We start from the raw sequence: 12,340 nt of genomic DNA on the forward strand, positions 1-12,340 counted from the left end.
GCCATTAGAAGGCCTCCACTGCGCCGTCGCCCTGCTCCCGAGTATGTTGCTCGGCCAAGGCGATGGCCACGCCGTGCTCGAAACCGTCCCGCCACAGGGCCACCTCCGCAAGCCGCTCGCCCCGCTGCCATTCGTGGGTGACCACCTGTTCGCCGTCGCGGAAGGTCTTGGGCACGATCTCGCTTAGGGGGACGGCTGTCCGGTCGGGCTCGCCGAAGCGTCGCGAAAGGGTCTCTACGGCGAAGAGCGCTTGGTCCCGGATGATCGACGAGACTTCGTTAGTGGAGGCTTCGCGCCGGAAGCGCAGCTCGATCTCTACCAACAGGTCGTCCTGGAAGCTGGGCCGGACCCGGACTTCCCGCTTCCCCAGACTGGTGTGGTAAAGGGGGAAGCCTTGGAAATAGCGCCCGGCGATCCGCTGGAAGCGGTCGTTCTCGGCGAGTGTGGCACGGGCTTCCTCCGGGCTCTGGCCCAGCCGCAGGGAGTAAACCCCCTGGATTTCCGGCGATGCGGGAGCCACGGCCGGCAATAGCAGCACCAGCACTACCAGTACAGCCAGCCAGCCCTTTCTCTGTTTTCCGGGGCTCAAGCGACCTTCTCCGTCCATTAGCGCCATACCGTGAGTAGAACCGAAAGGGGTAATAGGGCCAAGAAACAGACCGATCAGACCGAAGACCATGGCCCCGCCGATAATGCCGAAAAACACGCCCAAAAAGGGGATGCGGGTGCCCACGGAGATGACCGTGGGCCGGATCAGATGGTCGATCCAGCTAACCATCACCATGCCCCACAGGAGTGCTCCGATCCCCGCACCCCCATGGCCCTGAATGACGCGGATCACCCCGGCGGGAATTCAGACCATTGGAGCGCCGAAGGGGATCAGCGCCAGAACGGCCGTGGCCGAGCACAGCAGGGCGGGCATGGGCAGCCCCGCCACGGCCTAGGCCACTCCTGCCAGCAGGCCTTGGGCCAGCGCCGTAAAGGATGAGCCCGTAGAGGACGGCGTTAACCGCCGGGGTCACCGGTGCCATATAGCTACAAATGCGCGTGCCGCCGAGATAATTCGCTGCCCGCCGGGTCTGGGCCACGATGGCATCGCCGTGAAGGTAGAGGAAGAACACCGTGAGCAGGGTGATAGCCACCTTGACCAGGTTACGTGCGGTATCCTCGGCGATCCCCTGAAGGAAGCCGCTGGAGCGCTGGGTTAGATCGACCAGTGTGGTCTGGAGCGCCTCTCGGCTGTCGATCAGGCCCTGAACGTGCTGGGTCAGGGCCTCTCCCACCAGTGGCAAGCGGCCCAGCAGATCCAGTACCGGCATGGCCCCCTGCCTGCCCAGGTCCTGAAGGGTCTGGACCCCTTGCTGTGCTTCGGCGGCCGGGTTTAGACCGATGCGAACGACCGGACCCAGCACCAGCACGATAAGTCCCGTGGTCATGACCAAGCTGGTGGCCACCGGCCGCTCGGGAAGATAGCCCCCAGGTGGCGGTACAGCGGTCAGCTGGCATAGACCAGGATAGACGCCCACAGAATGGGTAGCAGAAAGGGCTCGACCACCCCGTAGGCCCCCCGCCAGGAGGAGTGTCAGGCTGGTGAGGGCGACTATGCGCTGGACAAGGCTCAGGGGAACGGGATCGTTTGCGCTTGCCACCGAGGTCTCCATGGGGCGCGGCTCCGCTAGGCAGAGAGAGAAGGCTTCTAGGCTAACCCCTTGCCCGGGCCTGGCAAAGCACTGGTGACAAGCTGGAGCTGGCGGCGGAGGCACCGCCACGGGTTAGGGACCAAGGGGGCCTTCCTAGTAGTTGGCGATGCCAAACCGGCTTCCGGAGGGCTGGGAGAGCCATGCAGTGCCATCGCCTTGGCTGCGCCCGCGGAGCTGCTTCTGGCCACGTTTATGCTTATGGGAGACCTGCTGCCAGGGGCTTTCGGCAGCCCCTCCGACCGGGGTTGGAAGGGAGGTTTCGAGCCGCTGCGTTACGGAACTAACTGGGGTTAACTGACGGTGGGGGAGACCATGATGCAGGCCAGTAGCCCCGCGGAGGGACGGGCTGAGCTCTTCTCTGAGACCTGTACCGATGGCCCCGTGAACGGTTTTTATCAGCAGTGGGGCTGTATCCTTTCCCACAGTCGGGTTTCCCACACCGGATGGCGGCCTAGAGGTCTTGCGAACCGCTCGGGGCGAATCCTCTGAAACGGATGTCCGTCAGTACCGTCTTTGCGGCAATGGTGTCGTCCCCATATGGGACCTCGCTGGGGTAAACAGCGATTGTTTGCCCGTGCCCAAGGGGATCCTGGATGTCTTGACGGTCCTATACGCCCTTCGCTACGCCGCCCTGGAGCCCATGAGCCGGTTCGGCATGCCCGTTCTTGATGGGGGGCGACATCGGTTGAACGCGGGGGACGAGGCCAAGGAGTCCCTAGAGACGGTCCTGGGTCGGACCACAGCCACCCTCCGGGTCCGGACCTATCTGGAGGAAGAGGGTAGCGGCCGTCATCGGTGGCCGATGCGGTTGTGGCTGACCGCCGATCGCCGCCACTTTCCGGTCCGGTTCGAGGCCCATGCCCCTCTGGGCCGCATCCCCCTCGAGCTGCGTCGGATCCGGACAGACGCCCCTTCCAACCCCCAGTCCGGGCTTGAGTGGCATTAGGCCGTTTCCCGGCCGATATGGACAAAGCTAGTCGGCCGTAGGTCGCTCCGGACGTTTGGCGTAGGGCCAGGGCTCCGCCGGCTCGGGCTCGGCCAGGGCGCGGTCCAGCTCCAGCAAAAAGCGTGAGCGGGGGATTTCGACGGCGCCGAAACGGGCTAGGTGGTCCGAGTAGACCTGGCAGTCGATGAGACGGTAGCCGTGGTCGGCCAAGGTACGCACCCCATGCACGAAAGCTCCCTTGGAAGCATCGGTTACCCGGGTGAACATGGATTCGCCGAAGAACACCCGGCCTAGCGCCACCCCATAGAGCCCTCCTACCAGATTGCCCGCTTCGTCCCAGGCTTCCACCGAATGGGCCAGCCCGTGGGCGTGCAGCCGCCGGTAGGCCTGGATCATTTGCGGGTCGAGCCATGTTCCGGCGCCTTCAGGGCCGTCCCCCCGCGGTTCAGCACAGCCGCGAATCACCCCGGCGAAGTCGGTATCGAAGGTGATCCCCACTGCGGTGCGCTTGAGCCTTTTGCGCAGGCTTCGACCGACGTGGAGCTGTCCCGGATACAGCACCAGACGCGGGTCGGGACTCCACCACAGGATGGGCTCGTACTCGTTGTACCAGGGGAAAATGCCCTGCCGGTAGGCCTGAACCAGCCGGCCCACGTTCAGATCGCCGCCGATGGCCACGATGCCTTCGGGGCTCGCTGCCTGTTCGGGGTCGGGGAACACGGCAAGGGGATCATTGGCGTTCAGCAGATACACGACCGTGTTATCCCTCGCTTGGCTCCCAGGTAGGGCACAAGAAAAAAGGGCCCGGGTACCGGACCCGGGCCCACTGCCTTGGCCGGGTGGTTCAGGCCCCCACTGGCTCCTCGTCCGTGGATTCGGTGGCCTCGGGGAAGGAGAAGGTGAGCTCGTCGCCTTCCAGGCTAACCACCACCCGGCCGCCGTTGGCCAGCTTGCCGAACAGAAGCTCGTCGGCCAGGGGCTTCTTGATCTGCTCCTGGATGACGCGCCCCATGGGCCGGGCCCCCATGGCGGGGTCGTAGCCGCGGTCGGCCAGCCAGTTGCGGGCGGCGTCGTCCACCTCGATCTCCACGCCCTGCTCGGAGAGGCTCTGCTCCAGCTGGCTGATGAACTTGTCCACCACCTGGGCGACCACCTCACGGGACAGCGGCTGGAAGAACACCGAGGCGTCAAGCCGGTTGCGGAACTCCGGCGAGAAGGTGCGCTGGATGGCCTCGTGGCCGGCGCTGGCTGTGGACTGCTCGATGAAGCCCACGGAGCCCCGGCTCATGGATTCGGCGCCGGCGTTGGTGGTCATGATCATCACCACATTGCGGAAGTCCGCCTCACGGCCGTTATTATCCGTGAGCTTGCCGTAGTCCATGATCTGGAGCAGGACGTTGTACAGATCCGGATGGGCCTTTTCGATCTCGTCGAGCAGCACCACGGAGTGGGGGTTGCGGTTCACCGCCTCGGTGAGCAACCCGCCCTGGTCGTAACCGACGTAACCGGGGGGTGCCCCGATGAGCCGGGAGACGGTGTGGGCCTCCATGTACTCGCTCATGTCGAACCGGATCAGCTCCAGACCCATGGTGGTCGCCAGCTGACGGCTCACCTCGGTCTTGCCGACACCGGTGGGACCGGCAAACAGGAAGGAGCCGATGGGCTTCTCCGGCTCGCGCAGGCCCGAGCGCGACAGCTTGATGGCGCTGGCCACCTGGTCGATGGCCTCGTCCTGGCCGAAAACCGCAAGCTTCAGGTCGCGGTCCAGGTTCTTGAGCGCCTCGCGGTCGTCCCGGGAGACAGTCTTGGGCGGGATGCGGGCCATCTTGGCCAGAACTGCCTCGACGTCCTTGGGACTGACGGTCTTGCGCTGCTTGGTCTTGGGTCGCAGGCGCATGGCCGCACCCACCTCGTCGATCAGGTCGATGGCCTTGTCGGGCAGATAGCGCCCGGTCAGGTACCGGTGCGAAAGCTCGGCTGCCTCGTGCAGCGACGGCTTGGTGTAGCGCACTTGATGATGCTTTTCGTAGCGTGTCTTGAGACCTTCCAGGATGGAGATGGTCTCCTCGACGGAGGGCTCCTCCACATCGATCTTCTGAAAGCGCCGGGACAGGGCCCGATCCTTCTCGAAGTAGTTGCGGTACTCCTCGTAGGTGGTGGAGCCGATGCACTTGAGCTCGCCGGAGGCCAGAGCTGGCTTAAGCAGGTTGGAGGCGTCCATGGTGCCCCCGGAGGCCGCCCCGGCGCCGATCACCGTGTGGATCTCGTCGATGAACAGGATGGCGTGCGGCTGCTTTTGGAGGGCCTTGAGAACGGCCTTGAGGCGCTCCTCAAAGTCGCCGCGATACTTGGTGCCGGCAAGCAGGGCGCCGATATCCAGGGCATAAATCACCGCGTCCTCAAGCAGGGTGGGCACCTCGCCCTCGGTGATCTTGAGCGCCAAGCCCTCGGCGATGGCGGTCTTGCCCACGCCGGGCTCACCCACGAACAGCGGATTGTTCTTGCGCCGGCGGCACAGGATCTGGCTGCTGCGGAGAATCTCCGAGTCGCGGCCGATGACGGGGTCGATTTTGCCGGCTGTGGCCTTCTCGTTGAGGTTGGTGGCGAAGCGCTCCAGCGGGCTGCCGCCGCGCGATTTCTCCTCGCCCTCTTCGGCGTGACCCTCTTCCTGCTGCTCCGATTCGCCGGATTTGGTCTTGGTGATGCCGTGGCTGATGTAGTTGACCGCATCCATGCGGGTCAGGCCGGCCTGCTGCAGGAAATAGGCCGCAAAGCTGTCCTTTTCGGAGAAGATGGCCACCAGGACCCGGTTGCCGGTCACCTCGCGCAGACCAGCGCTCTGAGCGTGGTGAACGGCCCGCTGGATCACTCGCTGGAAGCCGTTAGTGGGGCGGGTCTCGGCGGGATTACCGCTGCCTGAGGGCACCGATTCGTCCAGGAACTGGTCCAGCTTGCGCTCCAGGGCGGGGATCTCCACCGCGCACGCGCGCAGGAGTTCGGCCGCGGAGGGATTCTCCAAAAGGGCATACAGGAGATGCTCCACGGTCATCAGCTCGTGACCGCGTTTATGGGCTTCTTGAAAGGCTCGGTTGAGCGTAAATTCGAGCTCGTCGCTGATCATCGCAGCCTATTCCTTTTCCATCGTGCACTGGAGGGGGTGCTCGTTGGCGCGCGCGTAGTCCATGACCTGGTTCACCTTGGTCTCGGCGATGTCGAAGGGATACACGCCACAAACGCCCTTCCCGTGATGGTGGACCTGCAGCATGATCCGGGTGGCCTTTTCCTGGTCCTTGCCGAAGAAACGCTGCAGGACTTCGACGACAAACTCCATCGGGGTGAAATCGTCATTGAGGAGGATGACCTTGTAAAGAGAGGGGGGCTGTACCTCCAGCTCCTCCTCGGGCTCTACGGGGTTCGGTGTAACGGTCGATGGCTCATCGCTGCTCATCGATCGCTCCCTATCCACTCTTCTCGCCAATCCGTCATCCATCCTACCGACCAATGATTTTGACCATCATCGGGGTTCAAGATTCCTTTTCGGGCTCTGAGCTCCCGCAGGCGTTATCGGCCAGCCGGATGTAATCGGCCACGCTGAGCGTTTCGGCTCTGGCCCCGGGATCGATGCCCGCCGCGCCGATGCGCTCGGGGCCGCAGAGCCCCTTGAGGGCATTGCGCAAGGTCTTGCGGCGGGCTTGAAAGGCCCGCGCCACCACGGCGCTGAAGGCGGCTTGGTCGCGGGGGCGGGGTGCATCGGCGGGGTTCGGGCGGAGCCGGACCATCGCCGAGGTCACCTTCGGCTCCGGGTAGAATGCACCCGGTGGCACCTGAAATAAAGGGGTCACCTGGCACTGCGTCTGAACCATCACCGACAGCCGGCCATAGGTTTTCGAGCCCGGCTGGGCGGCCAAGCGCTCAACCACTTCGCGCTGAAGCATGAAGTGCATATCGACCATAGCCGGCAACTGGGAAAAAAGGTGGAAGAGCAGGGGGCTGGATATGTTGTAAGGGAGATTCCCCACCACCCGCAGCGGCCCGCCTCGGGCCTTCCCCAAAGCGGCGAAGTCGAACGCCAGGGCATCGGCCACGTGCACCGTAAGCTCCCCGGTCGTGGCGAGGGTTTCCAGCTCCGGTGCCAGGTCGCGGTCCACCTCCACAGCGTCGAGCCTGTCCACCCGCTCCAGCAGGGCGCGTGTCAGCGCCCCCCGTCCCGGGCCGATCTCCACCAGGGGTTCGCCCGGCTGCGGGTCAATGGCGTCGACAATCTTCCCAACGATGTTGGCATCGTTCAGGAAGTTCTGGCCGAAGCGCTTGCTGGGGCGGTGGTCGGGCATAACTCACTAAATGGGGGCGGGGCCCGGAAAAGGCAAGAGGGAGGACCGGATTACCCGCAGAGACGCAGAGGCCGCTGAGAAAGCCAAAATGGCTAGAAGGTTGCCCGTTTGAAAGGCGATCTCTGCGTTGCGATTTTGCCGCTCCGCTATTGTCGAACTTGTTTTCTGCGCCCTCTGCGTCTCTGCGGTTCACCCGCTTTCAGCCCAGGCCCGCGTCCGGTTGGTGGCTAGCTCGCGCGCCAGGACCAAGGCCTGGCGGAAGCTGCCAGGATCGGCGTAGCCGGTGCCGGCCAGGTCGAAGGCGGTGCCGTGATCCACCGAGGTGCGCACGAAGGGCAGGCCCAGGGTGACATTCACGGCGGTGCCGAAGGCGCGCTGCTTGAGGGGGGTTAGGCCCTGGTCGTGGTACATGGCAACGATGGCATGGCAGCTTGCCGTCTGGGCCGGGGTAAAAGCGGTATCGGCGGCCAAGGGGCCGACGACGGTGGCGGTTTCGGCTAGCTCGTGGCGCAGACGTTCCAGGGCCGGAGCGATCACCCGGGTCTCCTCCTGGCCTAGCTGGCCGCCCTCGCCGGCGTGCGGGTTCAGACCGGTCACGAGGAGCCGGGGCCGATCAATGGCGAAGTCCCGGCGCAGGGCAGCGACGGTGATTCCCACACAGCGCTCCACCCGCTCGGCAGTGACGGCGTCGGGCACTTCCCGTAGGGGCAGGTGGGTAGTCACTAAGGCCACCCGGAGATCGCCGCCGACCAGCATCATGACAGGGGAAGTCGCCCCCGCCCGCTGGGCCAGATACTCGGTATGGCCGGTGAAGGGGGTCGCGCTGCCCCGGGTGATGATTTCCTTGTTTAGGGGCCCGGTGACCAGGGCACCGCAGTGGCCTTGCCGCACCGCGTTACTGGCCCGATCCAGGGCCCGCAGCAGGCTGGGGGCATTGGCGGGCTCCGGTCGGCCCGGGGCAACCAGCTCGGCATGGGGGACCGGACAGATCGGCAGGGCGGCGTCGGGCAGGGCTTGGCCCGGCTGCCACTCCCGCATGGGGATCCGCCGACCCAGCTCGCGGGTCCGGCGCTCCAGCTGGTCCGGATCGCCGAAGACCACGAGCCGGCCGCAGGGCAGGTCGTCGGCGGCGGTGAGCACCAGGTCCGGGCCGATACCGGCCGGTTCGCCGGGGGTGACGGCTAGAGGCAAGCTCATTGCCGGTTTTCGCTGTTGGGGTTATAGGCGTTGAGGAGGCGAATGTAGCTGTCCACGTCGTCCTTGCGCAGCTGCTTGGGTGGTTCCGCCAGAACCTCCACCTCCACGTGGCGGTTGGCCAGATCCACCACCAGCCGGTCGCCCGCCTTGATGTCGTCGCCGGCTTTGGCTGGCTGGCCGTTGCGCGTGATGCAGCCGGCCTCCGCGGCTTCCTTGGCCAGGGGCCGACGTTTGATCAGGCGGGTGATCTTAAGAAAGAGGTCGAGGCGCATAGCGGTTGTTTTAAGTGTTAAGTAATTAAGTATTAAGGAAAAGCAAAACAAACAGCGTTTGCTCTTTCCCGAACCTGTTGCCTCTCTGGCTTAACCACTTAATACTTAAGTACTTAATTACTTGCCTCCTGGTCGTCCAGCCGGATGTCCACGAACGCCTGCGCCCGCAGCCGCCGCTGCCACTGCTCCATGCGCTCACGCGTTTTGCGGTTGCGCAAGGCCTGTCGCGCCTGTTTGCGCTCTTTTTCGGAGTCGATGGCGCGCTCCCGGGTCTCCAGGACCTGGGCGATGTGCACGCCGAATTGGGTCCGGACCGGGCCGCCGATCTCACCTTCGGACAGGGAGAAGAGGGCCTCCTCGAACTCGGGTGCCATTTCGCCTCGGCTTACCCAGCCCAGGTTGCCCCCCTCCCCGCTGGATGGCCCTTCGGAGAACTGGCGGGCCAACTGGGCGAAGCTGGCGCCCTGTTCGAGTCGGCGCTTGATCTGCGCGGCGCGGGCCCTGGCCTGCTGTGGTGAGCGGCCCGAGTCGGTGCGCAGGAGGATGTGTCGGGCTTTAACCTGGGTTTCCCGGGCGCTCTCCGTGCGGCGGCGTTCGGTGACCCGGAAGACGTGGAAGCCGCTGGGGGTTCGAACCACCCGGGACAGGTGACCCGGCTCCACCGCCTCCACCTCGGCCAGTACGGGCTCGGGCAGCTCGCCTGGCTTAAACCAGCCCAGGTCGCCGCCCTCCAGGGCGTTCTGGCCATCGGACTCGGCAGCGGCCACCGTGGCGAAGGCCTCGCCTTCGGTTACCCGCGCCCGGAGGTCTTCGGCCTTACGGCGAAGCTCCGCCGTCTCCTCCGGGGAGGTGCCTTCGGGTACCGCCACGAGGATGTGCTGCAGTTTGTATTCGAACTGGTCCTCGCCGGACTTGCCTTGCCGGGCCAGGTAGGAATCCACCTCCTCCTCGGTGATGTGGATCTTGGACCGCACCGCACCGTCGCTGAGGCGGCTGCGCATGATTTGTTCCTTGAGGCGCTGGCGGTAGTCGGCGTAATCCACGCCCTGGCGTTTCAGTGCCTGTCGGAAGCGGGGGACGCCCAGGTTGTTCTGGCGCGCTACTCGGGCTACGGCGTCGTCCACCTCCTGGGCGGATACCTGGATATCACGCTCCTTGGCCCGCTGGATCTGGATTCGATCGATGACCATGCGCTCCAGCAGCTGGCGGCGCAGCACCTGCCGGGGCGGGAGCTGCCCGGGGCCGGTTTGCTGGCGCAGCTTCTGGATGGAGCGCTCCAGGTTCTGCTCCAGTTCGCTGGCGGTGATCACATCGTCGTTGACCACGGCCACGATGCGGTCGATCAGCTGGGCAGCGCCGGCCGTGGCGGCCAAGGCCAGGGCGACCAGCGCGAGGACGGCGACGGTAAAGTAGGAGAAGAGCCGCGGGCGGCCCCGGTAAGTGCCATGGAATAACTGCATAATGATCGACGATGCCTTGTTTAGTTGCCCGGCCCCGGCCGAGCTCTTTGAGGTTGTCGAGGGCCTCTAGGGATCGGTCGCGAATTCGTAATCGCCCAGGGTGCGGAAGCGGAAGGTCAGGAAGAGGCGCGTTTCGCGGTCGGGGGCGGAAGCGCCGGAAGCCTGGCGCAGGAGTCGATCCTCCCAGGCTAACCGGATCCCCCAGCAGCCGGCATGATAGTCCACTCCCCCGCGCCGCTCCAAATTCTCCCCAAACTTGAGGGAGCGTCGGAGGCCGCCGAAGGCCTCCCAATCGGAGGTGAGTCTTACCCGGGCCTGGGTATCCACTTCCTCGGTTTGGTTGACGGATTCCCCATCCGAAAATCCGGTGCGCCGCAGATAGCTCGCCTTGAGGGAATGCCCTCCCGGCGGGGTTATCGCCAGCTGAGACTGGAATGCGTCCATTTGGTTCAATGCGAAGGCGGGCCGGTCGGGGTCGTATTCCAGGGATCCGGTGAGCTCGGCGCTGGGTAGAGGCCGTAAGGCCCATTCGGCGAAGAGGTTGGAATAGCCCCGGGTATCCGGGTCGGTTTGGTCGCTCAGGCTGACCCGGCGGTCCCGAAAGTAGCGTATCTGGCCCACGCTCAGGGAGGCAGCCTCCCAGACGCGATCGCCGGCCTTGGCGTCCAGACGAGTAGTCAGGGCAGTGGTGAGCTGGTTGGCGTCGCCGATGCGATCGATCCCGGAGAATCGGTTCATATCAAACAGGTCGTTGAACCCCAGCGGTGGCTCGCTGGTGTCAAGGACCGGCACCTCGGACTGGTCCCGGTGGGGCACGTAGAGATAGAACAGCTCCGGTTGGACGCTGTGGCGCAGGGCCCAGTCACCGAAATCGAACAGGCGCAGCACCTCGCTGCTCGCACGGAGACTGGCATGGGGCACCGTCCGGGTCAGGCTTTTCCTTTTGGCGGTGCCGGATTGGGGAACCACCCGGTAGCCGGTCCAGTGCACGCCTGCCCGGGGCTCCAGGGAGCCATAACTTGATTGCAGTCCCAAGCTCAGGGTGGGATCGGCGAACAGGCGGTGGTTGCGCTCACCTTCCCGCCGGTAGAAATAGACGTATTCGCTGTCCCAGTCGAGGCGCAAGGGGCCTGCCAGCGTCTGCTCGCCGCGCAGGGTCATGCGGGGCAATTCCTGGCGGGTGTCCGGGGCGTTGAAGTCCTGGAGGTCTTGGAGATAGGTGAAATCCGTGCTCCAGCGATAGGGGCCGAAGGCCCGGGATAGGCTCAGCCCGGAGGTCAGGTGACGGGCCGAGCCTTCCGCCACGCCATTGCCGAAAAAGGAGATGTACTCGGCATCGCTCACGTGGCGGGCGTCCAGCCGGTAGTTCAGACCCAGAGGCAGGTGTCCGGCCTGTTCGGCTTCGATATAGTGACGGTCCTCCCTGGTTTGGTCGTCGTTGGCAAGGAATTCGCCGTAGAACCGCGACCGGATGTCAGGACCCAGGTGCCGGAGCTCCAACTGACCCATGGCTCCCTTTGCGGTCATATTGCGCACGCCGAGGGTGGCATCCAGCTGGGGCGCGATATTCCAGTAGAAGGGTACCGTGATGTCGGTGCCGCGACGGCCACTAAACTCGATGTCCGGATAAAGCAGGCCAGTGTGGCGGTCGTCGTCGGTGTAGTGGCCGAAATAGGGGGTGTAGAACACCGGCACCGGACCGAGGTGAAAGCGGCTATTCCAGTGGTGGGCGAAGTGGCTCTGTTGATTGACGTAGACGCTGCTCGAGCGCACCGACCAGGGCGGGCTATCCGGCGGGGTACAGGCGGTGTAGCAGGCCGCCTCTAGCCGGAAGCGTTGGGACCGGTAGCGCTCCAGCCGGTCGGCCAGGAGCCAGGCCTCACTGTCGAGGAGCTGAAGCCGGGGCGATTCCACGCTGCCCAGCCGTGTTCGGGTATTGACGTGGGCCTCGGGGGCGAGGATGAAGTAGCCCGGGTCCAGCAACAGGACGTCACCGAAAAGGTCGAGCTCGTCGTTGGTCCGGTCGTAATCCGCCCGGCTGGCCCACATCCGGCGCTCGCCCTGACGTCCGAAAACGGCACCTTCGGCGGTGATGCGGTCGCCTTCGATGGCCAGCTCCCGAGCCTCCAGGATCACTTTCCCGTCCGCCGCAGCGGCTAGGGGCGGAAGCGTTGCCAGTGCCGCCAGCGCCGTCCGGGTGCCGGCTCGGACGAAGCGCCGGAGGGGCGGGAGGAGGCCAAGAATTTGGGGGCTCGGGAGCCTCGCCATGGGCGTTCGGAGAGTGGGGAGCTTGGTAGGGGCGAGGGAGCTTTACGAAAGGTGGGAAGGATGGCACAAACCGATGCCCATCGCCACACCCGGCGGGTGCGGCAAACTAAAAGGCATCGGACCATCAGGTAGGACCTTGTTAAGGTTGCCTGATGGCCCAGAATCA

General features: G+C 65.0%; 11 protein-coding genes. 1 reads left to right on the plus strand and 10 read right to left on the minus strand.

What is annotated here, in order from left to right:
• Nucleotides 1-4: 4 nt before the first annotated feature.
• Both V5A19_RS05605 and V5A19_RS05610 read right to left on the minus strand, forming a co-directional pair.
• The gene (locus tag V5A19_RS05605; RefSeq protein ID WP_332318240.1) at nucleotides 5-778 is read right to left on the minus strand and encodes an AI-2E family transporter; all 774 of its coding nucleotides are present in this window, start codon (nucleotides 776-778) and stop codon (nucleotides 5-7) included.
• On the minus strand, nucleotides 771-1,454 hold the full coding sequence (locus V5A19_RS05610; RefSeq protein ID WP_332318239.1) for an AI-2E family transporter: 684 nt from the start codon (nucleotides 1,452-1,454) through the stop codon (nucleotides 771-773). Before V5A19_RS05610 ends, V5A19_RS05605 begins: the two co-directional genes overlap by 8 nt.
• 820 nt (nucleotides 1,455-2,274) lie before the next feature.
• On the opposite strand from V5A19_RS05610, the gene V5A19_RS05615 reads away from it, so the two are divergent.
• Nucleotides 2,275-2,646 (plus strand): DUF3108 domain-containing protein, encoded by a 372-nt coding sequence (locus V5A19_RS05615; RefSeq protein WP_332327728.1) that lies wholly within the window; start codon nucleotides 2,275-2,277, stop codon nucleotides 2,644-2,646.
• Between the two features lie 27 nt (nucleotides 2,647-2,673).
• On the opposite strand, the gene aat is transcribed toward V5A19_RS05615, so the two are convergent.
• The 8 genes from aat to V5A19_RS05655 all read right to left on the minus strand — a co-directional run bounded on the left by aat (nucleotide 2,674) and on the right by V5A19_RS05655 (nucleotide 12,042).
• Nucleotides 2,674-3,399 (minus strand): leucyl/phenylalanyl-tRNA--protein transferase, encoded by a 726-nt coding sequence (gene aat, locus V5A19_RS05620; RefSeq protein WP_332318237.1) that lies wholly within the window; start codon nucleotides 3,397-3,399, stop codon nucleotides 2,674-2,676.
• Between the two features lie 91 nt (nucleotides 3,400-3,490).
• On the minus strand, nucleotides 3,491-5,767 hold the full coding sequence (clpA, locus tag V5A19_RS05625; RefSeq protein WP_332318236.1) for an ATP-dependent Clp protease ATP-binding subunit ClpA: 2,277 nt from the start codon (nucleotides 5,765-5,767) through the stop codon (nucleotides 3,491-3,493).
• 6 nt (nucleotides 5,768-5,773) lie between these two features.
• The gene (gene clpS, locus V5A19_RS05630) at nucleotides 5,774-6,136 is read right to left on the minus strand and encodes an ATP-dependent Clp protease adapter ClpS (protein ID WP_443081419.1); all 363 of its coding nucleotides are present in this window, start codon (nucleotides 6,134-6,136) and stop codon (nucleotides 5,774-5,776) included.
• A gap of 34 nt (nucleotides 6,137-6,170) precedes the next feature.
• Complete coding sequence (gene rsmA / locus V5A19_RS05635; protein ID WP_332318234.1) at nucleotides 6,171-6,977, minus strand: 16S rRNA (adenine(1518)-N(6)/adenine(1519)-N(6))-dimethyltransferase RsmA; 807 nt, start codon at nucleotides 6,975-6,977, stop codon at nucleotides 6,171-6,173.
• A 189-nt stretch (nucleotides 6,978-7,166) separates the two neighbouring features.
• Complete coding sequence (pdxA, locus tag V5A19_RS05640) at nucleotides 7,167-8,174, minus strand: 4-hydroxythreonine-4-phosphate dehydrogenase PdxA (RefSeq protein ID WP_332318233.1); 1,008 nt, start codon at nucleotides 8,172-8,174, stop codon at nucleotides 7,167-7,169.
• Nucleotides 8,171-8,446 carry an RNA-binding S4 domain-containing protein gene (locus V5A19_RS05645; RefSeq protein WP_332318232.1) on the minus strand — a complete coding sequence of 92 codons (276 nt, stop codon included), beginning with the start codon at nucleotides 8,444-8,446 and terminating at the stop codon, nucleotides 8,171-8,173. Before V5A19_RS05645 ends, pdxA begins: the two co-directional genes overlap by 4 nt.
• 113 nt (nucleotides 8,447-8,559) lie before the next feature.
• Nucleotides 8,560-9,906 (minus strand): peptidylprolyl isomerase, encoded by a 1,347-nt coding sequence (locus V5A19_RS05650; RefSeq protein WP_332318231.1) that lies wholly within the window; start codon nucleotides 9,904-9,906, stop codon nucleotides 8,560-8,562.
• A 66-nt stretch (nucleotides 9,907-9,972) separates the two neighbouring features.
• Entirely contained in the window at nucleotides 9,973-12,042 is a 2,070-nt protein-coding gene (locus tag V5A19_RS05655; protein ID WP_332318230.1) for an LPS-assembly protein LptD, read from the minus strand.
• Nucleotides 12,043-12,340 lie beyond the last annotated feature (298 nt).

Source organism: Thiohalorhabdus sp. (assembly GCF_036628635.1).
Classification (GTDB): Bacteria; Pseudomonadota; Gammaproteobacteria; order Thiohalorhabdales; family Thiohalorhabdaceae; genus Thiohalorhabdus.